Origin of the sequence: Mesorhizobium sp. M0659 (assembly GCF_040320605.1) — a bacterium.
Taxonomy (GTDB): domain Bacteria; phylum Pseudomonadota; class Alphaproteobacteria; order Rhizobiales; family Rhizobiaceae; genus Mesorhizobium.
The window spans coordinates 69230-94947 of sequence record NZ_JAMYPY010000015.1 but is presented as its reverse complement, the minus strand read 5'-3'; the positions used below and the strand labels follow the sequence as shown (position 1 = coordinate 94947).

At 62.9% G+C, this 25718-nt stretch carries 31 protein-coding genes; 10 read left to right on the top strand and 21 right to left on the bottom strand.

Translation table 11 applies throughout. The annotated features are described in order from the left end of the window. Nucleotides 1–19 precede the first annotated feature (19 nt). Nucleotides 20–1141: an A/G-specific adenine glycosylase gene (gene mutY / locus NKI31_RS22590; RefSeq protein ID WP_023692057.1), complete on the top strand. Its 1122-nt coding sequence runs from the start codon at nt 20–22 to the stop codon at nt 1139–1141. 22 nt (nt 1142–1163) lie between these two features. Further along, nucleotides 1164–1775: an HAD family hydrolase gene (locus tag NKI31_RS22585; protein WP_023732086.1), complete on the top strand. Its 612-nt coding sequence runs from the start codon at nt 1164–1166 to the stop codon at nt 1773–1775. A gap of 218 nt (nt 1776–1993) precedes the next feature. On the opposite strand, the gene NKI31_RS22580 is transcribed toward NKI31_RS22585, so the two are convergent. Further along, nucleotides 1994–3127 carry a site-specific DNA-methyltransferase gene (locus tag NKI31_RS22580; RefSeq protein ID WP_023727472.1) on the bottom strand — a complete coding sequence of 378 codons (1134 nt, stop codon included), beginning with the start codon at nt 3125–3127 and terminating at the stop codon, nt 1994–1996. Nucleotides 3128–3316: 189 nt separating this feature from the next. Between NKI31_RS22580 and NKI31_RS22575 the strand changes: the two genes are divergently transcribed. Next, the gene (locus tag NKI31_RS22575) at nt 3317–4003 is read left to right on the top strand and encodes an HAD family hydrolase (RefSeq protein WP_352652569.1); all 687 of its coding nucleotides are present in this window, start codon (nt 3317–3319) and stop codon (nt 4001–4003) included. A 5-nt stretch (nt 4004–4008) separates the two neighbouring features. On the opposite strand, the gene NKI31_RS22570 is transcribed toward NKI31_RS22575, so the two are convergent. The 7 genes from NKI31_RS22570 to NKI31_RS22540 all read right to left on the bottom strand — a co-directional run bounded on the left by NKI31_RS22570 (nt 4009) and on the right by NKI31_RS22540 (nt 7289). Continuing rightward, on the bottom strand, nt 4009–4440 hold the full coding sequence (locus tag NKI31_RS22570; protein WP_352652568.1) for a DUF1801 domain-containing protein: 432 nt from the start codon (nt 4438–4440) through the stop codon (nt 4009–4011). 13 nt (nt 4441–4453) lie between these two features. Then, nucleotides 4454–4912, bottom strand: a complete 459-nt coding sequence (locus tag NKI31_RS22565) for a DUF1801 domain-containing protein (RefSeq protein WP_352652567.1) — start codon at nt 4910–4912, stop codon at nt 4454–4456. Nucleotides 4913–4915: 3 nt separating this feature from the next. Beyond that, nucleotides 4916–5137, bottom strand: coding sequence for a hypothetical protein (locus NKI31_RS22560; protein ID WP_023668396.1), 222 nt, complete (start codon nt 5135–5137; stop codon nt 4916–4918). A gap of 25 nt (nt 5138–5162) precedes the next feature. Beyond that, entirely contained in the window at nt 5163–5555 is a 393-nt protein-coding gene (locus NKI31_RS22555) for a VOC family protein (protein WP_023668397.1), read from the bottom strand. Between the two features lie 57 nt (nt 5556–5612). Then, nucleotides 5613–6038: an SRPBCC family protein gene (locus tag NKI31_RS22550; RefSeq protein WP_023687161.1), complete on the bottom strand. Its 426-nt coding sequence runs from the start codon at nt 6036–6038 to the stop codon at nt 5613–5615. After that, the gene (locus NKI31_RS22545; RefSeq protein ID WP_352652566.1) at nt 6035–6358 is read right to left on the bottom strand and encodes an ArsR/SmtB family transcription factor; all 324 of its coding nucleotides are present in this window, start codon (nt 6356–6358) and stop codon (nt 6035–6037) included. Before NKI31_RS22545 ends, NKI31_RS22550 begins: the two co-directional genes overlap by 4 nt. A 199-nt stretch (nt 6359–6557) precedes the next feature. Next, nucleotides 6558–7289, bottom strand: a complete 732-nt coding sequence (locus NKI31_RS22540; RefSeq protein WP_023702000.1) for a hypothetical protein — start codon at nt 7287–7289, stop codon at nt 6558–6560. Nucleotides 7290–7417: 128 nt separating this feature from the next. Here NKI31_RS22540 and thrC point away from each other — a divergent pair, with 128 nt between their 5' ends. The 4 genes from thrC to NKI31_RS22520 are packed head-to-tail and all read left to right on the top strand — an operon-like array spanning nt 7418 to nt 13625. Continuing rightward, complete coding sequence (thrC, locus tag NKI31_RS22535; RefSeq protein WP_352652565.1) at nt 7418–8815, top strand: threonine synthase; 1398 nt, start codon at nt 7418–7420, stop codon at nt 8813–8815. A gap of 14 nt (nt 8816–8829) precedes the next feature. Next, nucleotides 8830–10122 (top strand): M16 family metallopeptidase, encoded by a 1293-nt coding sequence (locus tag NKI31_RS22530; protein WP_023668402.1) that lies wholly within the window; start codon nt 8830–8832, stop codon nt 10120–10122. A gap of 14 nt (nt 10123–10136) precedes the next feature. Then, complete coding sequence (locus NKI31_RS22525) at nt 10137–10733, top strand: GNAT family N-acetyltransferase (RefSeq protein ID WP_023668403.1); 597 nt, start codon at nt 10137–10139, stop codon at nt 10731–10733. 3 nt (nt 10734–10736) lie between these two features. Next, a complete protein-coding gene (locus NKI31_RS22520; RefSeq protein WP_352652564.1) occupies nt 10737–13625 on the top strand; it encodes an EAL domain-containing protein in 2889 nt (962 codons plus the stop codon). 196 nt (nt 13626–13821) lie between these two features. Here the strand turns inward: NKI31_RS22520 and NKI31_RS22515 are convergent, their stop codons facing one another. Continuing rightward, complete coding sequence (locus tag NKI31_RS22515) at nt 13822–14430, bottom strand: YqgE/AlgH family protein (protein ID WP_023668405.1); 609 nt, start codon at nt 14428–14430, stop codon at nt 13822–13824. 215 nt (nt 14431–14645) lie between these two features. Between NKI31_RS22515 and NKI31_RS22510 the strand changes: the two genes are divergently transcribed. The 3 genes from NKI31_RS22510 to NKI31_RS22500 all read left to right on the top strand — a co-directional run bounded on the left by NKI31_RS22510 (nt 14646) and on the right by NKI31_RS22500 (nt 16613). Continuing rightward, nucleotides 14646–15452 carry a protein-disulfide reductase DsbD domain-containing protein gene (locus tag NKI31_RS22510; RefSeq protein WP_023706670.1) on the top strand — a complete coding sequence of 269 codons (807 nt, stop codon included), beginning with the start codon at nt 14646–14648 and terminating at the stop codon, nt 15450–15452. Nucleotides 15453–15563: 111 nt separating this feature from the next. After that, complete coding sequence (locus NKI31_RS22505) at nt 15564–16046, top strand: peroxiredoxin (protein WP_023698522.1); 483 nt, start codon at nt 15564–15566, stop codon at nt 16044–16046. Between the two features lie 87 nt (nt 16047–16133). Beyond that, nucleotides 16134–16613 carry a DUF2938 domain-containing protein gene (locus tag NKI31_RS22500; protein WP_023732091.1) on the top strand — a complete coding sequence of 160 codons (480 nt, stop codon included), beginning with the start codon at nt 16134–16136 and terminating at the stop codon, nt 16611–16613. A 72-nt stretch (nt 16614–16685) separates the two neighbouring features. Here the strand turns inward: NKI31_RS22500 and NKI31_RS22495 are convergent, their stop codons facing one another. From NKI31_RS22495 to ctaD, 12 genes are all read right to left on the bottom strand, one after another. Further along, nucleotides 16686–17270: a histidine phosphatase family protein gene (locus tag NKI31_RS22495; protein ID WP_352652563.1), complete on the bottom strand. Its 585-nt coding sequence runs from the start codon at nt 17268–17270 to the stop codon at nt 16686–16688. A 29-nt stretch (nt 17271–17299) separates the two neighbouring features. Further along, complete coding sequence (gene rnhA / locus NKI31_RS22490) at nt 17300–17836, bottom strand: ribonuclease HI (RefSeq protein ID WP_023668410.1); 537 nt, start codon at nt 17834–17836, stop codon at nt 17300–17302. Continuing rightward, nucleotides 17833–18795: a homoserine kinase gene (locus NKI31_RS22485; protein WP_023668411.1), complete on the bottom strand. Its 963-nt coding sequence runs from the start codon at nt 18793–18795 to the stop codon at nt 17833–17835. Before NKI31_RS22485 ends, rnhA begins: the two co-directional genes overlap by 4 nt. A 7-nt stretch (nt 18796–18802) precedes the next feature. Then, nucleotides 18803–19813: a 4-hydroxy-3-methylbut-2-enyl diphosphate reductase gene (gene ispH, locus NKI31_RS22480; protein ID WP_023692071.1), complete on the bottom strand. Its 1011-nt coding sequence runs from the start codon at nt 19811–19813 to the stop codon at nt 18803–18805. A gap of 161 nt (nt 19814–19974) precedes the next feature. Then, entirely contained in the window at nt 19975–20730 is a 756-nt protein-coding gene (locus tag NKI31_RS22475) for an SURF1 family protein (protein ID WP_352652561.1), read from the bottom strand. Beyond that, complete coding sequence (locus NKI31_RS22470; protein ID WP_023685423.1) at nt 20727–21113, bottom strand: DUF983 domain-containing protein; 387 nt, start codon at nt 21111–21113, stop codon at nt 20727–20729. The genes NKI31_RS22475 and NKI31_RS22470 overlap by 4 nt, the downstream gene beginning before the upstream one ends. Before the next feature lie 13 nt (nt 21114–21126). Next, entirely contained in the window at nt 21127–21267 is a 141-nt protein-coding gene (locus tag NKI31_RS22465; RefSeq protein ID WP_023668415.1) for a L,D-transpeptidase family protein, read from the bottom strand. Nucleotides 21268–21344: 77 nt separating this feature from the next. Continuing rightward, complete coding sequence (locus NKI31_RS22460; protein WP_023668416.1) at nt 21345–22226, bottom strand: cytochrome c oxidase subunit 3; 882 nt, start codon at nt 22224–22226, stop codon at nt 21345–21347. Between the two features lies 1 nt (nt 22227). Beyond that, nucleotides 22228–22854: a cytochrome c oxidase assembly protein gene (locus NKI31_RS22455; RefSeq protein WP_352652560.1), complete on the bottom strand. Its 627-nt coding sequence runs from the start codon at nt 22852–22854 to the stop codon at nt 22228–22230. A gap of 8 nt (nt 22855–22862) precedes the next feature. Next, the gene (locus NKI31_RS22450; protein WP_023668418.1) at nt 22863–23018 is read right to left on the bottom strand and encodes a cytochrome c oxidase system small membrane protein; all 156 of its coding nucleotides are present in this window, start codon (nt 23016–23018) and stop codon (nt 22863–22865) included. Beyond that, the gene (locus NKI31_RS22445; RefSeq protein ID WP_023692074.1) at nt 23015–23959 is read right to left on the bottom strand and encodes a heme o synthase; all 945 of its coding nucleotides are present in this window, start codon (nt 23957–23959) and stop codon (nt 23015–23017) included. The genes NKI31_RS22450 and NKI31_RS22445 overlap by 4 nt, the downstream gene beginning before the upstream one ends. A gap of 71 nt (nt 23960–24030) precedes the next feature. Next, on the bottom strand, nt 24031–25683 hold the full coding sequence (ctaD, locus tag NKI31_RS22440) for a cytochrome c oxidase subunit I (RefSeq protein ID WP_352652559.1): 1653 nt from the start codon (nt 25681–25683) through the stop codon (nt 24031–24033). Nucleotides 25684–25718 lie beyond the last annotated feature (35 nt).

Here is a 25718-nt window from a genome sequence, read left to right as displayed (position 1 = left end):
TAGAGCCAGCCCGCGATCAATGGCACTGCACGAACAGACCCGCAAGGCCGCATCCGGACCAACTCTATCGGGAGAGATCGCCGCGCGTCTGCTTGCCTGGTACGACGCGCACCATCGCGAACTGCCGTGGCGGATCACGCCGCACGCCGCGGCCGGCGGTGCACGGCCGGACCCCTATCGCATCTGGCTTTCGGAAGTGATGCTGCAGCAGACCACGGTCGAAGCGGTAAAATCCTATTTTCGCGCCTTTGTCGAGAAATGGCCTGATGTGAAGGCGCTGGCGGCTGCGCCGGCCGAGGATGTGATGAAGGCCTGGGCCGGGCTCGGCTATTATTCACGGGCGCGCAACCTCAAGGCCTGCGCCGATCTGGTTGCGAGCCAGGGCGGCCGTTTTCCCGACAACGAAACGGGATTGAGGGAATTGCCGGGGATCGGCGCCTATACGGCGGCGGCGATCGCGGCGATCGCCTTCGACCGTCCGGCGGCGGTCGTCGACGGCAATGTCGAACGTGTCATCTCGCGGCTCTATTCGATCGCAACGCCGCTCAGCGAGGCAAAGCCTGAAATCCGCGCGCTCGTCGAAAGACTGGTTCCGCAGACAAGGCCGGGCGACTTCGCCCAGGCAATGATGGACCTTGGCGCCACGATCTGCACGCCAAGACGGCCGCGCTGCATGCTGTGCCCGGTGCGCGAGGATTGCAGCGCCATCCTGTCCGGCGACCCCGAGCGCTTTCCGGTCCGCCTGCCCAAGGTCGACAAACCACTCAGGCGGGGTGCCGCCTTCGTCGCCGAGCGCGGCGACGGCGCCATCCTGTTGCGCAAGCGGCCTGACAAGGGCCTGCTCGGCGGCATGACCGAGGTGCCGACCACAGGTTGGACAGCGCGGATCGACGGTGCAACCACTTCGGAGGCAGCGCCCTTCCCTGCCGACTGGCGGCGCGCTGGAGAGATCGCGCATGTCTTCACCCATTTCGCGCTCGAGCTCGAAGTTTTTCACGCTCAAGTGAAAAGTGATGCGCCGGAAGGGCATTTCTGGTCGCTGGCCCATGACATTTCCGGAGAAGCGCTGCCGACGGTCATGAAAAAGGTCATCGAAGCAGCGATACCGGGCGCAACCAAAAAGCACCGCCCCATTGACTAGCATTCGCTTTGAAAGGCCAGAAATGACTGAAATCCGCCATATCGTGTTCGACATCGGCCGCGTCTTGCTCCACTACGATCCGAACATTCCGTTCAGCCGCCTCATTCCCGATGCCGAAGAGCGCAAGTGGTTCTTCGACAATGTCTGCACGCATGACTGGAACATCGAGCAGGACCGTGGCCGGACGTGGGAAGAGGCGGAAGCGCTGCTGATCGCGGATTACCCGGATCATGCTGAAAACATTCGCAATTTCCGACGCTATTGGAACGACATGGTGCCGCATGCCTATGAGGACAGCGTCGCCATCATGCTCGGCCTGATCGAGAGCGGCCACGACGTGACCATGCTGACGAACTTCGCCGCCGACACACTTGCCGAGGCACGACTGCGCTTCGATTTCCTTAGCCGCCCGCGCGGCGTGACCGTGTCGGCCGATATCCGTGAAATCAAGCCCGACCGCGCCATCTACGACCATCACGTTGCCGCGTTCGAGCTCGAACCGTCAGCGACATTGTTCATCGACGACAGCCAAAAAAATGTCGACGGCGCCAAGGCGGCCGGCTGGCAGTCAGTGCTGTTCACGGATGCAAAAACGCTCAAGGCGGACCTTGAGCGGTATGGCATCGCGACCTGAGCTACGCAGAGGGGTCGAAGGTAGCGCTTTATGGCGCCCCCTCTGCCCTGCCGGGCATCTCCCCACGAGGGGGGAGATTGGCAGCCTCGCCGACGGCTCTTTCTTACAACGTTGAAAGTTGGCGAAAACAATGAAGCGCGCAATCTCCCCCCTCGTGGGGGAGACGGCCGGCAGGCCAGAGGGGGGCGCGGTAGGGCGCCGACCTTTATGTGGTAGCGTCAAGCCCCTGCCCGCTCCATGCCAAGCCTGGCGATGCGGCGCAGTTCGTCGATCGGGGTCAGGCCGCCCGAGCGCTCATAGTGCCAGAAGGTCCAGCCATTGCAGGCGTCCAGGCCCTGCACTTCGGCGCCGATCTTGTGGATCGAGCCGGCGCTGTCGCCGATCGCCACCGTGCCGTCGGCGCGTACCTTGGCCGACCAGCGCTTCTTGGCATCGTAAAGCGTGGCGCCGGGCTGCATAAGCCCGGTATCGATGAGGCTGACAAAGGCGACGCGCGGCTCGGCGCGCTTGCCGGTGAGCACGGCGAGATCGGCGCTTTCCAGCGGCCGCACCGCATCGATGCGCTCATTGGCGGCGTCGATATAGGCCTGTTCGCGCTCGATGCCGACGAAGTGACGGCCAAGCCGCTTGGCCACGGCACCGGTGGTGCCGGAACCGAAAAACGGGTCGAGCACGATGTCGCCCGGCTTGGTCGAGGCCATCATGATGCGGGCGAGCAGGGCTTCCGGCTTCTGCGTCGGATGCAGCTTGTCGCCATTGTCGTTCTTCAGCCGCTCGCCGCCAGTGCAGATCGGGAACAGCCAGTCGGAGCGCATCTGGATGTCGTCGTTCGATGCCTTCATGGCTTCGTAATTGAAGGTATAGCCCTTGCCCTTCTGGTCGCGCGAGGCCCAGATCATGGTCTCATGCGCGTTCTGGAAGCGGCGACCGCGGAAATTCGGCATAGGGTTGGTCTTGCGCCAGACGACATCGTTGAGAATCCAGAAGCCGAGATCCTGCATCTTGGCGCCGACGCGGAAGATGTTGTGGTAGGAGCCGATGACCCAGATGGTGCCATTCGGCTTCAGCACGCGGCGTGCCGCCAGGAGCCAGGCGCGGGTGAAGGCGTCATAGGCCTCGAAACTCTCGAACTGGTCCCAGTCATCGTCGACGGCGTCGACCTTGGACTGGTCGGGCCGGTGCAAATCGCCGTCGAGCTGCAGATTGTAAGGCGGATCGGCGAAGATGACGTCGATGGATTTTTCCGGCAGCCGATCGAGCGCGGCGACACAATCGCCCTTGAGGATCGTGTCCAGCCACTCGGATTGCTGGGGGGCGTGGGAGAGGTCGGCGACAAGACGCACGGCAGACATTTTTACACCCAAGGCACTCGTTACTGTTTACTCCCCGTTATGGTTACCGATCAGCGTAAATATTCGGTGAAGGACGCAACGGGCCAAGCAGCCCTGACGTCGTCAATTTGCGCAGCCCGGCCCGTTGGTGTATGTCGCGCCGCTTGAGCCTTGCCGGGCCTCTCATCACCCTCCCTCGTTCGGATTGCCATGCCCCAGCCAGACCTTGTCATCTTCGATTGCGACGGCGTGCTCGTCGATTCCGAGATCATCGCAGCCCGCGTCGAGGCCGAATTGCTGACCTTGGCCGGATATGAAATCTCGGCCGAGGAATACGCCGAAACCTATGCCGGACTGACCTTCAAGGACATCATGATGCGGGTCGAGGCAAAGTCCGCGATCCCGTTCCAGGCCTCGATGATCGACCGGGCCGAAGAGCTGGTCGACCGCAAACTGCGCAGCGACGTGCGCGCCATCGACGGCGTGCGCGAGGCGGTCGCCGCGGTCACCGCGCCGCGCTGCGTCTGCTCGAACTCACGCTTGGAGCGGATCGAGTTCATGCTCGAGAAAGTGGGCCTGCTGCCGTTCTTCGCCGGCCGGATTTTTTCAGCGCTGGAAATACCAAGCAAGAAAACCAAGCCCGCGCCGGATGTGTTCCTGATCGCGGCGCAGCAACTCAACGCCAATCCGGCAAACACCTTCGTCATCGAGGATTCGGTGCACGGCGTCACCGGCGCCAGGGCCGCTGGCATGCGCGTGATCGGCTTCACCGGCGCCGCGCACAGCTATCCCGGCCATGCCGATGTGCTGACCGAAGCCGGCGCCGAAACCGTCATCCGCCGCTGGGCCGAACTGAAAAGTGTGATTGCCGCTCTGTCGGAGTGGTCGGACGCCTGAACCGATCAGTCCTTGGCTTTGGCCGACTTGGCCCGTTTCTTCTTTGCCCTGTTGTAGGCAATCGCGGCGCGGACGAGCGCTTTCAGCGCATCCGCATCGATCTCGTCGCCCTCCGACACATCGATGGCGCGCCACACCTTGCCGTTGAGCCCGTTGTTGAACAGCCTGTCGGGATCCGGCAGGCTGGCGCCGTGAGAAAAGGTCAGCTTCACCTTGTCCTTGTGAGCGTTGCCGACGGCGATCATGCCGTCGCGCGACCATACCGGGCTGCCCATCCACTTCCACTCCTCGGTGATTTCCGGGTCGGCGTCGAGGATGGTATTGCGCAGGCTGGCCAACGTCTTGCCCCGCCAATCGTCCAGCTCCCGGATTCGGGCATCTATCCGCTCGGAGGCAGAGGCGCCTCCCTCGTCCTTGCTCGACATGCTGATCTTCATGGTCTGCCTCCGTTCACATCTTCTCGCCGGGCAATCGGCTGGCCTGCTTCACCCAGGAGGCGAAGCGGGCTTCGTCGATCTCTTCGCCTTCATGGATGTCGAGATACCGCACTTCCTTTTGCCTGGAACCGCCGGGAGGCACAGGATCGAGCGACGTGCCGCGAAAGAAGGCGACTTTGACGTATCTGGTGAAGCAATGCAGGCTGAGGAACCAACCCTCGCCCTCGATGCCATAGAACGGTGAGTTCCACTTCACCGCCTTGCAGACGCCCTGGACGGCGCTGACGATAAGTGCGTCGATCCGGCGCCCGACATCGCTTTTCCAGCCCGGCATGGCAGCAATATATGCCTGCACCGGAGCGTCCCCATAGGCCTTCGGGATCTGCGGGTTGCCGCCCGAAAGCAGGACCGGCTTTTCCGGCTTGTCTGGGGCCGGTTTTGCGACCTTCGATTTTCCCGGCGCCTTGGCCATGTCCTACCCTTGCGCGCCCTGCTCGCCACGCGATCTCGCGACGTAAGGCAGCACGAACATGTAGAGGCCGCTGAACAGCAGCAGGAATAGCGGCAGCAGCGGCGAATAGACCACCCAGGCCGGAGGTTGCCCGAACGCCATGGTGATGAAATTGGCTGCCACGGTCAGCGTGAAGATGATCGACAGCCAACGATGGGTTTGACGTATCCATTTGCTCAAGTTCATTGCAACTTCCTCTTGAAACCAGCGCCTACCAACGCGCCAGTTGGGTGATCTGGATGAGATTGCCGCAGCTGTCGTTGAGCTGGGCGATAGTCGAGCCGGTCACTTCTGTCGGCGCCATGGCGAACGCACCGCCGCGTCCCTTGATGCGCTCGTAATCACCCTTGACGTCGTCGGTGAACAGCATGAGCGCGGGCTGCCCCTGCTTGAAGATGGCCTGCTGGTAGGCCTTGGCGGCCGGGTTGTCGTTGAGCGCCAGCTGTAGCTCGGCTCCCTCGGGCTCATCGGGTGAGATGACGGTCAGCCAACGAAAAGGCCCATTGCTGAAGTCGGCCTTCACAGCAAAGCCCAGCACGTCGGTGTAGAAGCGCAGTGCGTTGTCCTGGTTGTCCACATAGACGCTGGTCAGCTTGATCTTCATCGATTTCCTCCTTTTTGCATTCGGTGCCCCGCGATCAGGGCATGGTACCGGCAGGCTTCAATCCGGCTTCGCCAGGACCTGCTCCAGCTTGGTGAGGAATTGCTGCCACCCGGCCCTGGCGCCGCCATAGGCCTGCTTCTGGCTCGGATGGAAGCCCGACTGCTCGACGCGCAGATGGGTTCCCGAGCTCGTGGGTGTGAGCGTGAACGTCACCACGCTCTTCAGATTGTAGGCGGCATCCTCATGCGCAAAATCCCAGCTGTAGGACAGCGTCCTGTTTTGCTCGATGGCCAGCACCTCGCAGTCGAGCACGCCGCCCCAGTCGCCGCGAAGATTGAAGCTGTGGCCGACGACAGGCTTGAAATCGTTCTTCATGAGCCAATCCTCCATCAGATGCGGCTGCGTCAACGCGCGCCAGATCTTCTCCGCCGGCCAGGATATTTCACGTTCGACGACGACGGTGCGCAGCTCGGGATTGCTCACTGGTCCATCCTTTTCAGCAGGTTCTCGAGATCATCGAAGCGGCTCTCCCAGAATCCTGTCATTTGAACTGTCCAGTTGGTCAGCGGACCAAGTGCCTCGGGCTGCGCGCTGTAGTGGGTCTGGCGTCCGGCGTGGCGGTCACGCACCAGCCCGGCCAGCTTCAGGACGCCGAGATGCTTCGACACCGCCGGTTGCGAAACCCCGGACTCCGCCGTCAGCGCCCCCACAGTCTGCTCACCCTGGCGGCAAAGGCGCTCGAAGATGGCCCGCCGGGTCGGGTCGGCAAGCGTTCTAAACAAAGTATCGTGGGCGTCTGGCATCGGGATCAATAACCTGTGAGCTATTGATCGACGTATAACTGCCGAGATATGAATGAGTCAAGTGCGCTGGCGGAATGGATCGAGATTAAAGCGCAGACGCGACCTGCCGCAGGCGCACGCCTGCAGGATTACGATCGGATCGTTTGGATCTTTCAAAGAGTTGACCGGCACCGTCGCAGCAGCGACGGCGCCCAGGCGCTTAGTTGGTCGCGGGAGCGCGCTTCTTTTTCTTGCCGGACTTCTTGTCCGCCGCCGCCGGCGCGGTGTCGTCATAGCCGGCATAGACAGTGTAATCCCGGGCGGAGGGTTCGGGCACGACGACGTTGGAATCGGTGAACACGAACTGGGTGGCTGTCGAGGGATCGCTGACCTGGATCTGATAGGGGTGAATTTGCGAATAAAGCACGTCGGGGCCGTGCATGACGGCAATGCGGATCGGCATGGTGATGGTGCCGGGGGCGAACAGCGGTCCCGGCACGATCTTGCCGGCAACCCCAACCTTCATCGTCAACTGGCCGTTGGCACGGCTGCAATCGCGGCTCACATCGCTGATCGAGGCCTGGTAGATGATCTTGGCCGGATCCTTGTTCGGATCGACGATGGAGCCGTCAGGCGCCGTCTGCGCGGCGGCAGCCGCCTCGGCATCCTGTGCCGCATCAGCCTTTTTCTTTTTCGGCTGCGGCGCGCCCTTGGCGTAGGTATTGAAGTATGCGGTGCCGTCACGCACCGTCACTTTCGGGCAGTAGGCCTGCAACTGGCTGGCGAGAACCTTGGGATCCTGAGGCGGTATTGGCGCATTCGGGTCGGTCTTCTTGCCGAAACCGAGATTGAGGATGCCATTGTCGCTCGATTGGCAACCGGCGGCGGCAAGCATAAAGCCGGTTAGCGCCAGACCCGCGACAAAGCGACGGTTGAACTTATGAAACGCCATGAAACTGCACTTCCCTCTCGCAAAGTTGGTGACGTATAGCAACGCCACGGCAAAAATGCGACTGAGGCGGCTCGGAAAATTAACCAATTGCCGTGGATGAAACCGGCGGCAGCAATGGACCTTTGACGATGCGCTATGTGAGTACCCGCGGGGATGCGCCCGTGCTTGGATTTGCCGATGCGGTGCTGGCGGGGCTGGCCCGCGACGGCGGGCTTTATGTGCCGCAGACATGGCCGCAGTTTTCGGCAGCCGAGATCCGCGCCATGCGCGGCCTGCCCTATGCGGACCTCGCCATCCGCGTGCTGACGCCCTTCCTCGGCGGCGAGATCGCCGCACCCGTCTTCGAGCGCCTGGTGCGCGAAGCCTATGCCACCTTCCGCCACCGGGCCGTCTGCCCGCTGGTGCAGACCGACGCCAACACGTTCATCCTCGAGCTCTTCCACGGTCCGACGCTGGCCTTCAAGGACGTTGCCATGCAGCTGCTTGCCCGGCTGATGGACCATGTACTGACTGAGCGCGGCCAGCGCGCCACCATCGTCGGCGCGACCTCGGGTGACACTGGCGGCGCGGCCATCGATGCCTTCGCCGGCCGCGACCGAACTGACATTTTCGTGATGTTCCCGCATGGCCGCGTCTCGCCGGTGCAGCAGCGGCAGATGACGACATCGACTGCCGCCAACGTCCAGGCGCTGGCGATCGAAGGCAATTTCGACGATTGCCAGGGCCTGCTGAAGGATATGTTCAACGATCATCGTTTTCGTGATCGCGTGTCGCTGTCGGGCGTCAATTCGATCAACTGGGCCCGCATCATGGCCCAGATCGTCTATTATTTTTCCTCGGCGCTTTCGCTCGGCGCGCCGGACAGGCCGGTCTCCTTTACCGTGCCGACCGGCAATTTCGGCGATATTTTCGCCGGTTACGCCGCCAAGAAGATGGGCCTGCCGATCGAGCGGCTGATCGTCGCCACCAACGACAACGACATATTGGCGCGCACTTTCGCGACCGGTGAATACCGCACCAAGGGTGTGTTTGCGACGACGTCGCCATCGATGGACATCCAGGTATCGTCGAACTTCGAGCGACTGCTGTTCGAGGCCTGCGACCGTAACGCAGAGACGGTGCGGCGTTACATGGCCGGCCTCAAGCAATCCGGCGCCTTCACCATCGAAACCGCAGAAATCGACCGGATGCGGTCCGAATTCGACGCCGGACGCGCTGATATGGACGAGGTTGCCGCCACCATCCGTTCAACGCTCGAATCCAGCAATTATCAGCTCGATCCGCACACGGCCGCGGCCGTGCATGTCGCCGCCGGCAAGGCTGACGGTGCAGTGCCGATGGTGGTGCTGGGCACGGCGCACCCGGCCAAGTTCCCGGCCGCGGTCGAAGCCGCCTGCGGCGTGTCGCCGGCCCTGCCGGCATGGCTGGGGTCCTTGATGTCAGCCGACGAAAAGTACACGGTACTTCCATCCGACCTGAAAATGGTGGAAGATTACGTGAGCCGCCACTCAAGGGCAGCGCGTTAGGGAGTACTTGCCATATGGGTGTTGAGGTAAGCCGTCTGTCGAACGGCCTGACAGTCGCCACCGAAACCCTTCCAAGCCTCGAATCCGTTGCCCTTGGCGCCTGGGTAAAGTCCGGCGCCCGCAATGAGCGTGACGACGAGCACGGAATGGCCCATCTGCTCGAGCATATGGCCTTCAAGGGTACGAAAAGGCGGACCGCCTTCGAGATCGCCTCGGAAATCGAGGATGTCGGCGGCGAGATCAATGCCGCCACATCAGTCGAGACGACGTCCTATTACGCCAGGGTGCTGTCCGACGATGTGCCGCTGGCGGTGGATATCCTTGCCGATATCCTGCAGGAGTCCGAATTCGACCCAGAGGAACTGGAGCGCGAGCAGCATGTGATCCTGCAGGAGATCGGCGCCGCGCACGACACGCCCGACGACATCGTCTTCGACCGTTTCACCGAGACCGCCTTCCGCCACCAGACGATCGGCCGCTCGATCCTCGGCACGCCGGAAACCGTCAAATCCTTCACCTCCAAACAGCTGCATGATTTCATCGAGCGCCAATATGGCGCCGAGAAGATGGTGATCGTGGCGGCCGGCGACATCAAGCACGACAATTTCGTGCGCGAGGTCGAAAAGCAGCTCGGCGGTTTCCGCAGCAAGTCCGACAGCACGATGCCGCAATATGCGCAGTATGTCGGCGGCGATTTCCGCGAGGATCGCGACCTGATGGACGCGCAGATCGTGCTCGGCTTCGAAGGCCGAGCCTATCATGTGCGCGATTTCTACGCTTCGCAGGTGCTGTCGATGATCCTCGGCGGCGGCATGTCGTCCCGGCTGTTCCAGGAGGTCCGCGAAAAGCGTGGCCTGTGCTATTCGGTCTATGCCTTCCACTGGGGTTTTTCCGATACCGGCATCTTCGGCGTTCATGCCGCGACCGGGCAGAGCGACATTGCCGAACTGGTGCCGGTCATTATCGACGAGCTGCAGAAGGCCGGCGAGAATATCCTTCAGGAAGAGCTCGACCGCGCCCGCGCGCAATATCGCGCCGGCCTGATCATGTCGGCTGAAAGCCCGGCCAGCCGCGCCTCGCAGATCGCCAGGCAGCTGCTTCTGTTCGGCCGGCCGATCGCCAAGGAGGAATTGATGGAACGGCTGTCGGCGCTGACCGTCGAGCGGCTGACCGACCTTTCGTCCCGGCTGTTTTCGACCAAGCCGACGCTGACTGCGGTTGGACCGGTGGGTACGCTCGCGCCCTATGAGGCGATTCTCGATTCGCTTGCGGGCACGCACACCACGGCCCGCAAGCTCGCCGTCTAAGCCTTCAAGCGCCGGTGTTCGCGCTCCCTTTCTTTCGCCGTGACCTGCCGGCACTGAAAGGCGACCGGGTCATGCTGCGCGTGCCCTACACCAACGACTATCGCGAATGGTCAGCGGTGCGAGGCGAAAGCCGTGCCTTCCTCGAACCGTGGGAGCCGCGCTGGACGCCCGATGAACTCGACCGCACCGCCTGGCGGCTGCGCATCGGCCGCTACCGCGAAGACTATGCGCAGGGGACAGCCATCGCCTTCTTCATCTTCGAGAAGGCGAGCGGCAAGCTTGCCGGCGGCATTACGCTCGGCAATATCCGCCACGGCGTCTCGCAAAGCGGCCATGTCGGGTACTGGATCGGGGAGCGGTTTGGCGGCCGCGGCCTGATGACCGACGCGGTCAAGGTGGTCTGCCGCTTCGCCTTCGATACGCTGAGGTTGCACCGGATCGAAGCTGCCTGTATTCCCGACAATGTCCGGTCGATCCGCGTGCTTGAAAAAGCCGGATTCCGGCGCGAAGGACTTCTGCGATCCTACCTCAGGATCAACGGCATCTGGCAGGACCACTACCTCTACGCCCGGATCGCGGACGATCCGCCGGGCGCTGGAACGAAGGACTGATTTTTGACGAATTTCCTGCGAAACGGGTCGCTGTTGGCCTTTGTTCTGGCGGTTGTCGTCACGCTTTGCGCGGCGCTCCCGGCCTTCGCCGTCGAACCGATCAAGATTGCCCGCGACGATGTCGCGCTCGACCTGTCGCGCGCCGTCCAGATCTACGTCAATCAGGGCGAAAACTTCCAGGTGTCGACCGCGCCCGGTCCCGACGGCATCGTGCGGCGCATCGAGGTCGAGGCCAATGACGCGCGCTCGAGCGGCGACTGGGCGGTGTTCGCGCTCGCCAACACCACCGACCAGCAGCTCGACCGGCTGATCGTGGCGCCGCATTTCAGGCTGGTGAATTCCGGCATCTTCTGGCCCGATCTCGGCGCCACCCGCATCGCCGCGATCACACCCAGCGAGGGCTTCGCGCTCGACCGCCAGTCAAGCTCCGACGCCGACGTGTTCCGGGTGACGCTGAACCCGGGAACGGTGATCACCTTCATCGCCGAACTCGCCTCGCCGAAGCTGCCGCAGGTCTATCTATGGGAGCCGGAAGCCTACAAGGACTCGGTCAATTCCTATACGCTGTTCCGCGGCATCGTCATCGGCATCGCCGGGCTGCTGGCGCTCTTCCTGACCATCCTTTTCGTCGTCAAGGGAACCTCGATGTTTCCGGCGACAGCCGCACTTGCGTGGGCGGTACTTGCCTATATCTGCGTCGATTTCGGCTTTCTAAACAAGATCATAGAGATATCGCCCGGGAACGAGCAGATGTGGCGGGCGGGAACGGAGGTGGCGCTTGCGGCGACCTTCGTGGTGTTCCTGTTCGCCTATCTCAACCTCAACCGGTGGCACGGCCATTTCAGCTATGGCGCGCTGGTCTGGATCCTCGGCCTGGTGCTGATTGCGGGTGTGGCCATCATCGATCCGGCCGTCGCCGCCGGTATTGCCCGGCTGTCCTTTGCCGCCACCGCGCTGACCGGGCTCGGCCTCATCATCCTGCTCGGTCTTCGTGGTTACGACCGTGCGATCATGCTGGTGCCCAGTTGGGTGATGGTGCTGCTATGGCTGTGCGGGTCGTGGATGGCAATCACCGGCATGCTCGACAACGACATCGCCCAGCCGGCATTGGGCGGCGGGCTGATCCTGATCATCCTTTTGATCGGCTTCACCGTCATGCAGCATGCCTTTGCCGGCGGCGCGCTGCATCAGGGCCTGTTCTCCGATCTTGAGCGCCAGGCGCTGTCCGTCGCCGGCTCCGGCGACACGGTGTGGGACTGGGACGTGCTGCGCGACCGCGTCGTCACCAAGCCCGACGTCAGCATCCAGCTTGGCCTGGCGCCCAACAGCCTGGGGGGTGCGGCCCGCAACTGGCTGCCGGTGCTGCATGCCGACGACCGCGACACGTTCCGCACCACCCTCGACGTGGTGCTCGAACATCGGCGCGGCCGGGTCTCGCAGAATTTCCGCCTGCGCGGCGCCGACGGGCACTACCACTGGTTCTTGCTTCGGGCGCGGCCGGTGATCGGCTCGGACGGCGAAGTGATTCGCTGCGTCGGCACCATGGTCGACGTCACCGAGCAGAAAAAGTCCGAGGAAAGGCTGCTGCACGATGCCGTTCACGACAATCTGACCGGCCTGCCCAACCGCGAACTTCTGATGAACCGGCTGGAAGCCATCATCTCGATCGCGCGCACCGAAGAGAAGGTGCGCCCCACCGTCTTCGTCATCGACATCGACCGTTTCAAGCAGGTCAATGACGGGCTTGGCATCTCGGCCGGCGACACCATCCTGCTCACCATTGCGCGCCGCTTGCACCGGCTGTTGAAACCGAAGGATTCGCTGTCGCGCTTTGCCGGTGACCAGTTCGCCCTGATGCTGCTCTCCGAACAGGAACCCTCCCGCATCGCGGCGGTGGCAGACGCCATCAAGCACGCCATCAACAACCCGATCACCTTCGCCAAGCGCGAGATCGTGCTGACCGCCTCGATCGGCCTGATCACCTGGACCTCGGCGCAGACTTCGGCAGAAGACATGGTCAAGGACGCCGAGCTTGCCATGCACCAGGCCAAGCGCTTCGGCGGCGACAGGATCGAGCCGTTCCGGCCGGCCTTCCGCACCGTCGGCACCGACCGGCTGCAATTCGAATCCGATCTGCGCCGCGCCATCGAGCGGCGCGAATTCACCCTTGCCTACCAGCCGATCGTGCGGCTGGAGGACGGCAGCATTGCCGGCTTCGAAGCGCTGCTGCGTTGGGACCATCCGCGCCGCGGCATGATCCCGCCCGGCGATTTCATCCCGGTCGCCGAAAGCTGTGGCCTGATCGTGCAGCTTGGGCTGTTTGCCATGCAGCAGGCGGCCGAAGACCTCGCCGGTTGGCAAAAGCAGATCGGCGACACGCCGCTGTCGGTGTCGGTCAATCTGTCCAGTCGCCAGCTGATCCGCCGCGACCTGGTCAGCGATGTCCGCTCGGTCATCGCGCGCGCCAATCTGAAGCCGCGCTGCTTCCGGCTCGAACTTACCGAATCGCTGGTCATGGACAATCCAGAGCAAACCTCGCATGTGCTGACCAAGCTCAAGCAGCTCGGCATCGGCCTGTCGCTGGACGATTTCGGCACCGGCTATTCCTCGCTCGCCTATCTGACCCGCTTCCCCTTCGACACCATCAAGATCGACAAGAGCTTCGTCGACGACGCGACGCCGAAGCGGGCGGTGCTGCTCAAATCCATGGTCAACATGGCGCATGAACTCGGCCTGTCGGTGGTGGCCGAGGGCATCTCCGACGAAAGCGATGCGCTGGAACTCCGCCAGATGGGCTGCGAGTATGTGCAAAGCTTCATGTTCGGCGCGCCGATGCCAGGCGACCAGGTGCTGAAGGCGTTGAAAGAGCAGTACCCGATGACGCAGGCGTGATGGGTGAGGCATGCGTCGTGCAGGCGCGTGGCTACATTGGAATGAACCCCGAAAATTAGCTGAAGCGACCGCGCCTTCGTCATCCTGGGGCGAAGCAAGGAGCGCAGCGACGCAGCGCAGACCCTAGGATGACGAAAGTGGCGGGCGGCTTCGGCTAGTGGCGAAGGTTCGGCGGAACGTCGGCGAATGCGAGGCCTCAGGCGTGCCCCGCGGCCAGGCTCAGATGCGCCAGATCAATCCCGATCGATGCCAGGATGCGGTCGTACTTCCGCTCGATGTCGGCGTCGAACAGCAGCTCCGGCGTGGCCGGACAGGTCAGCCAGCCATTCTCGGCGATCTCGGTTTCCAGCTGGCCGGCGCCCCAGCCGGAATAGCCGAGCGCCATCAACGCGCGCCGCGGGCCGCGGCCGGACGAGATGGCGCGCAATATGTCGACCGTCGCGGTCAGGCAGATATCGTCGGAGACGGTGAGCGAGGATTCCACCCGGTAGTCGCCCGAGTGCAGGACGAAGCCGCGGCTACGGTCGACGGGGCCGCCATTGCGCACGACGAAGTCGCGAGCCTGCGCCGGCAGCCTGATCGCCTCCTGCTCGTTCATGATGCCGAGCTGCACCAGAAGATCGGGAAACAGCATCTGCTGCGTCTGGTTGATGATCAGGCCCATGGCGCCTTCATCGCTGTGCGCACAGATGTAGATGACCGAGCGCGTGAAGCGATCGTCCTTCATGCCGGGCATGGCAATCAGAAACTGGTCGTCAAGAAAGCCGCGTCCACCGGCCGTCTTTTTGTGGCGCAACAAGTCCATGGACGGGAGCGTAACGCGTTTCCGGGACGCCGAAAAGATGCGCCGCGTGCGATTCGGCCAAAGCCCAACGGTTGGAACAACGGAATCTTGACTGCGAACTTCACTCGGCCGATTGCTTGAAGCCAACTGTTCCTTGCCCGAAGGTCACGCAAATATGATACGCAGAGCGCCATGAAAACATTGCGCGGCCATGAACTGACGATCAAATCAACGCCATGCAAAGCTTGAAAATCCTGCTGCTCGGTATTGCTATCGGATGCGGAGCAGTCCTGCCCGCCGCCGCCTCCTCGTCGGAATGGTACAACAGCGAAGGCGGCAAGGTGCGGCTGGTGACAACAGGCAAGGCCGACGAGGCCGGTCGCATACAGGGCGTGCTCGACATCGCGCTCAAGCCCGGCTGGAAAACTTATTGGCGCGATCCGGGCGACGCCGGCGTGCCGCCGCAGATCGACGTTTCGGCCAGCACCAACATCACCGATGCGGCGTTTTCCTTCCCGCCGCCGCAGCGCCATGACGACGGCTACGGCAAATGGGCCGGCTACAACCATCCGGTCTCGCTGCCGGTGACATTCACTTTGTCGTCGCCTGGGGATGCGGCCGTCATCGATGCCGACATCTTTCTTGGCATCTGCGAGACGATCTGTATTCCGGTGCAGACGCGGCTGAGCGTCGATCCCGCCGCCGATCCCGACAATGCCGAGGATGCGGCGCTGGTGAAGGCTGCACTCGCCACCTTGCCCGCGCCTGCCAAGCCCGATTTCGGGATCAAGGTGCTGCCGGGCGACCATGAGACGCTGATGGTCGAGGCGACTTTTCCCGGAGATCCGGAGGCGGCGGATTTATTCGTCGCCGGGGGACGCGATTATATGTTCGGGGCGCCTGCACGCAGCGAAAAGGACGGCCGGCTGGTATTTACCATTCCGATCCTCGACCGGCCGTCGACGACACCGACCGATGGCGGGTTGTATTACACCCTGACAAGTGCCGAAGGCGCGGTCGAGGGCGTTCTGCCGTTCCCCTGATACCGAACCCGATCAGGGCTTTCCCTTGATCCAGGCCTTGTCGGCGGTTGCGGGAGATGCCCGATTTCGCTATCGCAAGAAACCTTCCCTGCTTTTCACACGAGGACCATCATGACGATTGCCGTTGGCGACAAACTGCCCGATGCGACCTTCAAGGAAATGACCGCCGACGGCGCCAAGGTGATCACCTCGGCCGAGATTTTCGCGGGCAAGAAGGTCGTGCTGTTCGGCGTTCCAGGCGCCTTCACGCCGACCTGCAGCAACAATCATCTGCCGGGCTATCTCGAGAACCACGATGCCATCCTGGCCCGCGGCGTCGACACCATCGCCGTCGTCTCCGTCAACGATGTCCATGTCATGGGCGCCTGGGCCAATTTCACCGGCGGTCAAGGCAAGATCCTCTATCTCGCCGACGGCAATGGCGACTTCGCCAGGTCGATCGGCCTCGACTCCGACTATTCCAGCGGCGGCATGGGATTGCGCTCGAAGCGCTTCTCGATGATCGTCGACAACGGCAAGGTCACGGCGCTCAATGTCGAGACCAAGCCAGGAGTCGACACATCGGGTGCCGCTCACATTCTGAGCCAGCTCTAAACCGCGGCGGCCGCGTCGGCTCATGAGCGCCATGGCCTGACGACGACGCGCTTCCAGCCGGATTGCCTGCTTTGGGGGACATCGACGATGTTTGACATCATCTGGCGCAGCGTTGCGATCGGCATCGGCGCCACGGTGCTGATGGATCTTTGGGCGCTGTTCCTGCATCTGGCGCTCAGCCAGCCGCGGCCGAACTGGGGGCCGCCCGGCCGCTGGGTCTGGCACCTTAGGGAAGGCAAGGTTTTCCACGACGATATCGCCCATGCCGCACCCTATGCGCATGAGCAGGCGCTGGGCTGGGCCTTCCATTATGTCACCGGCATCGTCTACGGCTTCATCCTGGTGGCGCTGGCGGGCACGGCATGGCTGGACGCGCCGACCTTCCTGCCGGCCTTCATCCTCGGCATGGTCACCATCGGCGCCGGCTGGTTCCTGCTGGCGCCCGGCATGGGCGCCGGCTGGGCTGCGTCAAAGCGCCCCAACGCGATGCAGATCCGCGCCTTCAACGTGATCTCGCACACGGTGTTCGCGCTCGGCCTCTACGGCACGGCCCTGCTGATCCGCTGAGGACAGGTTCTATCCGCTGGTCGCCAGCGGCTTCATCGCGGCTACGGTATCGATGATCTCCTGACATCCGCTTTAGCGCGGCGCCAGACTGTCTATCGGCCGCCATCCGTGGACGACGCGGCGCGTGCCGACATCATAGGCGAAGTAATTGCCGCCGCCGGCCGGCTGATCCGCCGCGCGGCTGATTGCGCGGCCGCTGAGCGAGAGCAGCAAGAGCGTTCCGACGCCGCCATGGCCGACGAAGGCAATGTCGCCGCCGTCGGCAGCACCCAGCACCGTTTCGACCTCGCTGACAATGCGTTGCTGGGCGTCGATGGCCCGTTCCCAGCCGCGAATGCTTTTGTGCGGATTGGCGAAGAACTGGTCGGCGACCGCCTCGAACTCCGGCGGCGGCAGGAAGCCGGTTGCCGACCGATCGTTCTCATGCATGCGCTCCTTCACCTCGACCGCGAGGCCGAGGTGTTTGCCAAGGATCTCGGCGGTTTCGATCGCCTTGCGCTCGGCCGACGAGACGACACGGCGGATCGATCCGACCCATGGCTGATCGACCATAGCTGATGCTCGCGCTCGTCCGATCTCGGACAGCCCCCAGTGCGGCACGGGAACGTTGGCATCGATCTGAACCTGGGGATGGGTGATGTAGTATACGATCGGCATGAGTGAGATCCCCTGCCGATAGCTTGAGCTCAATAGCTTTGGGTCGAGCGCCGTGCCCGTGGCGCCGGCTGCTTCTCGGATGCCCCCGGCTTCAGCGCCACTTTCGGCGCCGCAGGTTTGGCTGAGCCCCTCTTGAACGGCGCCATGCCTTCCCTTGCGAGTTCGTCGGCGCGTTCGTTCTCGGTGTGGCCGGCATGGCCCTTGACCCAGTTCCAGGTCACCTTGTGGCGCCGATTGGCCTCATCCAGCGCCTGCCACAGTTCACCGTTCTTGACCGGCTTCTTGTCAGCGGTCTTCCAGCCGTTTTTCTTCCAGCCGTGGATCCATTTGGAGATACCGTCCATGACATATTTGCTGTCGGTGTGAAGCTCGACGGCGCACGGCTCCTTCAGCGCATTCAGCGCCGAGATGGCGGCCAGCAGCTCCATGCGGTTATTGGTCGTCTCGGCCTCGCCGCCCGACAATTCCCTGGTCTTGCCGTTGAAGCGCAGGATGGCGCCCCAGCCGCCGGGACCGGGATTGCCCGAGCAGGCGCCGTCGGTGAAGATTTCAACCTGCTTGGTCATGTCAGTCCGTATTCCGAAGGCGACCTGATCGCGCGGTGGAAGCGCATGCGCCGGATATATTCGGTCGGATCGCGCTTCATGACCAGCCCGCCCTCTGGAACCGTCAGCCAGTCATAGAGCCGGGTCAGCATGAAGCGCAGCGCCGAACCGCGCGAAAGCATCGGCAGCGCTGCTTTCTCGCCATCGCTCAAAGGCCGCACGCTCTGATAGCCGGCCAGCAGCGCCGTGCCTTTGGTCAGGTTGAAGGAGAAATCCTTCTCGAAACACCAGGCGTTGAGACAGGTGGCGACGTCATAGGCGTAGAGGTCGTGGCAGGCGAAATAGAAGTCGATGAGGCCGGACAGTTTCTCGCCGAGGAAGAAGACATTGTCGGGAAACAGATCGGCATGGATGATGCCGGCAGGAAGGCCCTGCGGCCAATGGCGTTCGAAATCCGCGAAATCGGCGTCGACCTCGGCCGCCAGTCCCGGCTCGACCTCGTCGGCTCGGTCGCGCGAGGCGTTCCACAATTTGCGCCAGCCCTCGATGGCCAGTGCGTTGTCACGCGTCATCGCAAAATCCTGCCCGGCCAAATGCAGGGCGGCGAGCGCCTTGCCGACCTCGGCGCAATGCGCCGCTGTCGGCCGCCGCAGCGACAGGCCTTCGAGGAAGGTGATGATGACCGCGGGACGGCCGGCCAGCGTGCCGATGACGGTGCCGTCATGCGCGGTCACCGGCAGCGGGCAGGAAATGCCTTTGCGGGCGAGATGGCCCATCAGGCCGAGGAAGAACGGCAGGTCGGCCTTGTCGACGCGCTTCTCGTAGAGCGTCAGTATGTAAGAGCCGCTTGAGGTGTGCAGCAGGAAATTCGAATTCTCCGTGCCTTCGGCGATACCCTTGTAGGACAAGAGTTCGCCGACTGGATATGCCCTCAGGAACGCGCCGAGTTCGCCCTCATTGACGTCGGTGTAGACCGCCATGGGCTGTTCACGCGGCTCCGTTGACGAAGGCCATGTCGGCCCGCGTCAGTTCGACATCGCGCAGAACCCGCATGACTGGAAAATCCTCCGTTTCGGTGGCCGTGATCGCCAGGTCGATGTTCACCTCGAAGCGCTGGCGGAAGGCGTCGATGATCTCGTCGACGATGATCTCCGGCGCCGACGCGCCGGCAGACAGGCCGAGCGTCGAGATATTCGTGATGTCATTCCACGGAATTTCGGCGGCGCGCTGTACGAGAAGCGACATGGTGGCGCCGGCGCGCTCCGCCACTTCGACAAGACGGCGCGAATTGGAGGAATTGGGCGCACCGACGATCAGATAGAGATCGGCGCCGGCGGCGGTTTCCTTGACCGCTTCCTGGCGGTTGGTGGTGGCGTAGCAGATCGATTCGGCGGCCGGTGCATGCAGTTGCGGGAAGCGCTCCTGCAGCACCCGCAATATGCCGGCAGTGTCTTCGACCGACAACGTTGTCTGGCTTACGAAGCCGAGCGCTTCCGGGTCGGCGGGGGCAAAGGTCCCAGCGTCGGCTTCGGTCTCGATCAGCGTGACGGCGCCTTCAGCCAGTTGGCCCATGGTGCCGATCACTTCGGGATGGCCGGCATGGCCGATCAGAAGCACATGGCGGCCGAGCCGCTGATGGCGCATCGCCTGCTTGTGCACCTTGGACACCAGCGGGCAGGTGGCGTCGAGATAGAAGAGCTCGCGTGCCTTGGCGTCGGCCGGCACCGATTTCGGCACGCCGTGGGCTGAGAAGACAACCGGCGACTTGCGGTGCTCGGCCGGGATTTCCGAGAGTTCCTCGATGAAAACCGCGCCAAGGCTTTGCAGGCCCTCGACGACATAGCGGTTGTGCACGATCTCGTGGCGGACATAGACCGGCGCGCCGTATTTCTTCAACGCCAGCACGACGATCTGGATCGCGCGGTCGACACCGGCGCAAAAGCCGCGCGGCTGGCAGAGCCGGATCGTCAGCGGTGGTTTTGTGGCGGTCTGCAGCATGATTCCAGATCGGTTGATCGTATCGTTTGGCGAAATGAGGTGTGCACCCCTGCCCTGTCAAGGGCAGTTGGATCAGGTTGAATGGTCAACCTGATCTAACTCTTTGTTGGAGCATGATCTTGTCCGAAACCGGTTCCCACTTTTCGGGATCATGCACTGGATCATTCAGTCTTTGCCGGACGGCGCAGCCTGATGATCAGAACCGCGGCAAGAGCCGCCGCCAGGCCATACCAGGTGAAGGCATATTGCAGATGAGAATTCGGCAGGTCGATGATGGTGACGCCGCCGACCGGCAGCCCGCCCGGGTTCGGCGTCTTGTCGGCGTCGATGAAGATCGGCACCAGCAAGGCACCGGCCGGCAGGCCGGCACTCGCCGCCATGACGTCACGATCCTTCCAATAGAAGATGTTCTTGGCCACGTCATTGTCGGGCAGCATCATCGACGGCTTGGCCGGCAGCGGGTTGCGCGCCAGGCCGGTGACCGTGACCTTGCCGGTCACCTGCCCTTGCGGGCGCTTGGCGGCATCCTTGACATCATAGGGAACGAAGCCGCGGTTGATCAGGACATAGCGGCCATCGTCGAGGGCCAGCGGGGTATAGACGTTGAAGCCGGCGTCGCCGTCCCATGTGGCGTAGAAATGCCGCTCGCCGGAGTGCAGGAACGTCCCGCTGACGGTGACCGGCGTGTAGTCGACATCACCGGTGGCGGCGAATTCCTTCTCGACGTCCGCCAGCGGCTGCGGCGCTGAATGGGTGCGCTGGTCGATGGTCTGCAGAAGGGCTTCCTTCCAGTACAGGCGCTGCACCTGCCATGTGCCAAGCCCGAGCAGGATGACGAACACCACCAGGCCGAGGCCGAGCAGCAATGCCGTCTTCGGCCGCGAGCGGCCGGCGGGCTTGGTCAGCGCCTCGCTCATTGCCCCTGGTCCAGGCGGCCTTCGGCCGCCTTGTTGGCGTATTGAAGCGTCAGCAGCACCCCCTTGATCAACCTCAGCGCCGTCAGGCACAGTCCCACGGCCAGCGGTATCCAGATGATGAAATGCAGCCAGAGCGGCGGGCTCAGCGTGACCTCCACCCACAGCGCCAGCCCCACGACGATGAAGCCGATGATCAGGATGACGAACACCGCCGGGCCGTCGCCGGCATCGGCGTAGGAATAGTCGAGGCCGCAATTGTTGCAGCGCTTGCCGACGGTGAGGAAGCCGGAAAACAGCCGTCCTTCGCCGCAGCGCGGGCAGCGTCCGTGCAGGCCGGCCGAGATCGGCTCAATGGGTGGCCAGATCGCCCTATCTTCACTCATGGATAGTCATGCTTTACGGCTCGATTTCGATCAGCGTTCCATCCGGCACCATAGTCCAGATTTCGTCCATGTCGCAGTCGGTAACCCCAATGCAGCCATCGGTCCAGTCGACCAATTGAAGCAGCCAGCCCGACCAGCCGAATCCGTTGGCCATTGATGGGGCGCCGAAAAGAAGAAAGGCGACCGCGTTGCCGCGACCGCCCTTCTGATTTGTCGGTTCGGTGAAAGCCGTCAGTGGCCTTCGATCACCGCGCCGACCGATCCCCAGACGTAGATCGATGCGAACAGGAACAGCCAGACCACGTCGACGAAGTGCCAGTACCAGGCAGCCGCCTCGAAGCCGAAATGCTGCTTGGGCGTGAAGTCGCCTTTCCAGGCGCGGATCAGGCAGACCAGCAGGAAGATGGTGCCGATGATGACGTGGAAGCCATGGAAGCCGGTCGCCATGAAGAAGGTGGCGCCGTAGATGGAATCCTTGAAGCCGAACGGAGCGTGCATGTACTCGTAGGCCTGCACCATGGTGAACAGCATGCCGAGGCCGACGGTCAGCACCAGGCCGTTGATCAGGCCCTTGCGGTCGCCATGGATGAGCGAATGGTGCGCCCATGTCACCGTGGTGCCCGACAGAAGCAGGATGATGGTGTTGTAGAGCGGCAGATGGAAGGGATCGAGGACTTCGAGACCCTTCGGCGGCCAGACGCCGCCAGTGAAAGCGGTGCGGGCGTAATTCTGCACTTCGCTCGGAAACAGGCTGGCATCGAAATAGGCCCAGAACCAGGCAACGAAGAACATCACTTCCGAAGCGATGAACATGATCATGCCGTAGCGCAGATGCAGCGACACGACGCGCGTGTGGTGGCCCTCATGCGCTTCCTTGATGGTGTCCGACCACCAGGCAAACATCGTGTAGAGGACGATGACCAGGCCGATGAAGAACAGCCATGGGTTCGCGATGTTGTGGCCGAAAATCGGAAAATCGCCGTTCTTGAGATACTGCATCAGGGCGACGCCGCCGACTGCAGTCACCAGCGCGCCGATCGACCCCAGGAAGGGCCACGGGCTCGGGTTGACGAGATGGTAGTCGTGTTGTGGTTTTGCGTGCGCGTCTGCCATATCAACCCCCGAGATTTGCTTCGGTATCTGAAACTTTGCTGCTGCTGTCCGGCGTCGATGACGCCACCGGCTTGTTCTTTTGGACCAGGAACATCGTGTAGGACAGGGTGATCGTCTTCAAGTCCTTCAGTTCCGGCACGTTGACGATATCGGGATCCACATAGAACACGACCGGCATGTCCAGCGTCTCGCCGGGCTTCAGCGTCGTGTCGGTGAAGCAGAAACACTCGACCTTGTTGAAGTAGGGGCCTGCCAGTTCCGGCTGCACGTTGAAGGTGGCGCGGCCGGTAACGGCGCGGTCGAACTTGTTGGTGGCGCTGTAATGCGCCTGCGTGGTCTCGCCGATCTTGATGGTGACCGAACGGGCGACCGGCTGGAACTGCCACGGAATGCCGTTGGTGTTGGCGTCGAAGCGCACGGTGATGTCGCGGTCGAGGATGCGGCCGGCATATTGCTTTTCGGCGCGCTGCGTCGTGCCGCCATAGCCGGTGGCCTGGCAGAACATCTTGTAGAGCGGCACCGCGGCGTAGGCCATGCCGATCATGCCGCCGAAGAAGGCGACGCAGACGGCGGCGACGACGCGGTTGGTGTTCTTCTTCCTGGGATCGGTCACGGTCTGGCGGGTCATCATCGGCCTCATCCGGTATGGCCGAATTTCACGATGGTCGCGACGTAGAAGATGACGACCAGAATCGCCAGCGCGACGCCGATCGCCGCCGAACGGTTGCGCCGCGCCTTCTTCTGGCTTTCGGTCAGCGTGACCAGTTCAAGCTTCTTGTCGATCATGGTCATGCTCCACCGATGGCCAAAGCGCGACCGACGACACAGTCGGCAAGATAGATGGCGAAGATGGCGAAGAGGTAGAGCAGCGAATAGGCGAACAGAGCCTTGGCCGGCTTCATGACGCGGTCGCTATCGGTCATGCACAGCACTTTCCAGGCATACCAGACGAAGCCGGCGCCGAGAGCCACTGATGCGACACCATAGATGGCGGTGGTGAAACCGAGCAACCAGGGCAGCACGCCGATCGGCGCCAGGATCAGGGCGTAGGCAAAGATCTGGCGGCGGGTCGAGGCCTGGCCGGCAACGTTCGGCATCATCGGGATGCCAGCCTTGGCGTAGTCGTCGGACTTGAACAGCGCCAGCGCCCAGAAGTGCGGCGGCGTCCACAGGAAGATGATCAGGAACAGGACGAGGCTTTCCAGGCTCACCGTTCCGGTCACCGCGGCCCAGCCGATGACCGGCGGGATGGCGCCGGCGGCGCCGCCGATGACGATGTTCTGCGGCGTCGAGCGCTTCAGCCACATCGTGTAGACGACGGCGTAGAAGAAGATGGTGAAGGCAAGCAGCGCCGCCGACAGCCAGTTGACCAGCACGCCCAGCGTCATCACCGACAGCACCGAAAGCACAAGGCCGAAGCTCAGGGCTTCGCCGGGCAGGATGCGGCCGGAGGGTACCGGGCGGCCGGCGGTCCGGCTCATTACTGCGTCGATGTCGGCGTCGTACCACATGTTGAGCGCACCAGAGGCGCCGGCGCCGATGGCAATGGCCAGGATGGCGATCACCGCCAGCAGCGGGTTGATGGTCACGGGTGCAGCGACCATGCCGACAAAGGCCGTGAACACCACCAGCGACATGACGCGCGGCTTCAGCAGGGCGAAGAAATCGCCCGACGTGGCTTCCGACATGCGAAAGCCCGCTTCGTCAATCATTGGGTCGTCGACAAGGGCCATGCGTACATAAGTCCAATCATTCCGTTGGCCGAAAACCGCCGGCGGGCCGGCGGTTTCGTATTCGGGCTGCCTTACTTGATCTTCGGCAGTTGTTCCCACTGGTGGAAGGGCGGCGGCGAAGGCAGCTGCCATTCGAGCGTCGTTGCACCCTCGCCCCACGGATTGGCGCCGGCGACGCGCTTCTTCTGGAAGGCCTCGAACACGCCATAGAGGAAGATCACCACGCCGACGGCCGATATATAGGAGCCGTAGGACGACACCATGTTCCAGCCGGCGAACGCGTCGGGATAGTCGATGGTGCGGCGCGGCATACCGGCGAGGCCGAGGAAATGCTGCGGGAAGAAGATCAAATTGACGCCGACGAAGGTGACCCAGAAGTGGGTGTTGGCGATCACCGGCGAGTACATATAGCCGGTCATCTTGGGGAACCAGTAGTACCAGCCGGCGAAGATGGCGAAGACCGCGCCAAGCGACAGCACATAGTGGAAGTGGGCAATGACGAAATAGGTGTCATGCAGCGAGCGGTCGAGGCCCGCATTGGCGAGCTGGACGCCGGTGACACCGCCGACCGTGAACAGGAAGATGAAGCCCAGCGCCCACAGCATCGGCGTCTTGAACGAGATCGAGCCGCCCCACATCGTCGCGATCCAGGAGAAGATCTTCACGCCTGTCGGCACGGCGATGACCATGGTGGCAAAGACGAAATAGCGCTGCGTGTCGAGCGACAGGCCGGTCGTGTACATGTGGTGCGCCCAGACGATGAAGCCGACGGCGCCGATCGCGACCATGGCGTAGGCCATGCCGAGATAGCCGAACACCGGCTTCTTCGAGAAGGTCGAGACGATGTGGCTGATGATGCCGAAGCCCGGCAGGATCAGGATGTACACTTCGGGGTGACCAAAGAACCAGAACAGATGCTGGAACAGGATCGGATCGCCGCCGCCATCCGGGGCGAAGAAGGTGGTGCCGAAATTGCGGTCGGTAAGCAGCATGGTGATGCCACCGGCCAGAACCGGAAGCGACAAGAGCAGCAGGAAGGCGGTGATCAGAACCGACCAGGCAAATAGCGGCATTTTGTGCAGCGTCATGCCCGGCGCGCGCATGTTGAAAATGGTGGTGATGAAGTTGATGGCGCCGAGGATCGAGGACGCGCCGGCAATGTGGATCGACAGGATCGCCAGATCCATGGCCGGCCCGGGCTGGCCGGAGGTCGACAGCGGCGGATAGAGCGTCCAGCCGCCGCCAACGCCATAGGCGCCGGGCGCGCTCGGCATGAAAGCCGAAGCGATGAGCAGCAGGAAGGCCGGCGGCAGCAGCCAGAACGAGATGTTGTTCATGCGCGGGAAGGCCATGTCAGGCGCGCCGATCATGATCGGCACCATCCAGTTGGCGAAGCCGCCGATCAGCGCCGGCATGACCATAAAGAAGATCATGATCAGCGCGTGCGCGGTGCCGAAGGCGTTGTACATGCTCTTGCCGCCGTCGATGGCGGCATCGCCGTTCATGGCATAGACCATCTGCGCCAGACCGGTGAAGATCTGGATGCCCGGCTCCTGCAGCTCCATGCGGATGACGACCGAAAGCGCGCCGCCGACGATGCCCGCGAAGATCGCGAAGATCAGGTAGAGCGTGCCGATGTCCTTGTGGTTGGTGGAGTACACCCACCGGACCCAGCCATGATAGGGCTTGTGGTCGTGGTCGTCGTGAGCTGCAGCTTCTGCCATGGTCGGCTCCGTTCCCTAATTCTTGCTAACCCGCG

Excerpts from the sequence above, each read along its gene's own strand:
- mutY (WP_023692057.1), top strand. The coding sequence starts at position 20 with ATGGCACTGCACGAACAGACCCGCAAGGCCGCATCCGGACCAACTCTA.
- NKI31_RS22585 (WP_023732086.1), top strand. The coding sequence starts at position 1,164 with ATGACTGAAATCCGCCATATCGTGTTCGACATCGGCCGCGTCTTGCTC.
- NKI31_RS22580 (WP_023727472.1), bottom strand. The coding sequence starts at position 3,127 with ATGTCTGCCGTGCGTCTTGTCGCCGACCTCTCCCACGCCCCCCAGCAA.
- NKI31_RS22575 (WP_352652569.1), top strand. The coding sequence starts at position 3,317 with ATGCCCCAGCCAGACCTTGTCATCTTCGATTGCGACGGCGTGCTCGTC.
- NKI31_RS22570 (WP_352652568.1), bottom strand. The coding sequence starts at position 4,440 with ATGAAGATCAGCATGTCGAGCAAGGACGAGGGAGGCGCCTCTGCCTCC.
- NKI31_RS22565 (WP_352652567.1), bottom strand. The coding sequence starts at position 4,912 with ATGGCCAAGGCGCCGGGAAAATCGAAGGTCGCAAAACCGGCCCCAGAC.
- NKI31_RS22560 (WP_023668396.1), bottom strand. The coding sequence starts at position 5,137 with ATGAACTTGAGCAAATGGATACGTCAAACCCATCGTTGGCTGTCGATC.
- NKI31_RS22555 (WP_023668397.1), bottom strand. The coding sequence starts at position 5,555 with ATGAAGATCAAGCTGACCAGCGTCTATGTGGACAACCAGGACAACGCA.
- NKI31_RS22545 (WP_352652566.1), bottom strand. The coding sequence starts at position 6,358 with ATGCCAGACGCCCACGATACTTTGTTTAGAACGCTTGCCGACCCGACC.
- NKI31_RS22540 (WP_023702000.1), bottom strand. The coding sequence starts at position 7,289 with ATGGCGTTTCATAAGTTCAACCGTCGCTTTGTCGCGGGTCTGGCGCTA.
- thrC (WP_352652565.1), top strand. The coding sequence starts at position 7,418 with ATGCGCTATGTGAGTACCCGCGGGGATGCGCCCGTGCTTGGATTTGCC.
- NKI31_RS22530 (WP_023668402.1), top strand. The coding sequence starts at position 8,830 with ATGGGTGTTGAGGTAAGCCGTCTGTCGAACGGCCTGACAGTCGCCACC.
- NKI31_RS22515 (WP_023668405.1), bottom strand. The coding sequence starts at position 14,430 with ATGGACTTGTTGCGCCACAAAAAGACGGCCGGTGGACGCGGCTTTCTT.
- NKI31_RS22510 (WP_023706670.1), top strand. The coding sequence starts at position 14,646 with ATGCAAAGCTTGAAAATCCTGCTGCTCGGTATTGCTATCGGATGCGGA.
- NKI31_RS22505 (WP_023698522.1), top strand. The coding sequence starts at position 15,564 with ATGACGATTGCCGTTGGCGACAAACTGCCCGATGCGACCTTCAAGGAA.
- NKI31_RS22500 (WP_023732091.1), top strand. The coding sequence starts at position 16,134 with ATGTTTGACATCATCTGGCGCAGCGTTGCGATCGGCATCGGCGCCACG.
- NKI31_RS22495 (WP_352652563.1), bottom strand. The coding sequence starts at position 17,270 with ATGCCGATCGTATACTACATCACCCATCCCCAGGTTCAGATCGATGCC.
- rnhA (WP_023668410.1), bottom strand. The coding sequence starts at position 17,836 with ATGACCAAGCAGGTTGAAATCTTCACCGACGGCGCCTGCTCGGGCAAT.
- NKI31_RS22485 (WP_023668411.1), bottom strand. The coding sequence starts at position 18,795 with ATGGCGGTCTACACCGACGTCAATGAGGGCGAACTCGGCGCGTTCCTG.
- ispH (WP_023692071.1), bottom strand. The coding sequence starts at position 19,813 with ATGCTGCAGACCGCCACAAAACCACCGCTGACGATCCGGCTCTGCCAG.
- NKI31_RS22475 (WP_352652561.1), bottom strand. The coding sequence starts at position 20,730 with ATGAGCGAGGCGCTGACCAAGCCCGCCGGCCGCTCGCGGCCGAAGACG.
- NKI31_RS22470 (WP_023685423.1), bottom strand. The coding sequence starts at position 21,113 with ATGAGTGAAGATAGGGCGATCTGGCCACCCATTGAGCCGATCTCGGCC.
- NKI31_RS22465 (WP_023668415.1), bottom strand. The coding sequence starts at position 21,267 with ATGGCCAACGGATTCGGCTGGTCGGGCTGGCTGCTTCAATTGGTCGAC.
- NKI31_RS22460 (WP_023668416.1), bottom strand. The coding sequence starts at position 22,226 with ATGGCAGACGCGCACGCAAAACCACAACACGACTACCATCTCGTCAAC.
- NKI31_RS22455 (WP_352652560.1), bottom strand. The coding sequence starts at position 22,854 with ATGACCCGCCAGACCGTGACCGATCCCAGGAAGAAGAACACCAACCGC.
- NKI31_RS22450 (WP_023668418.1), bottom strand. The coding sequence starts at position 23,018 with ATGACCATGATCGACAAGAAGCTTGAACTGGTCACGCTGACCGAAAGC.
- NKI31_RS22445 (WP_023692074.1), bottom strand. The coding sequence starts at position 23,959 with ATGGCCCTTGTCGACGACCCAATGATTGACGAAGCGGGCTTTCGCATG.
- ctaD (WP_352652559.1), bottom strand. The coding sequence starts at position 25,683 with ATGGCAGAAGCTGCAGCTCACGACGACCACGACCACAAGCCCTATCAT.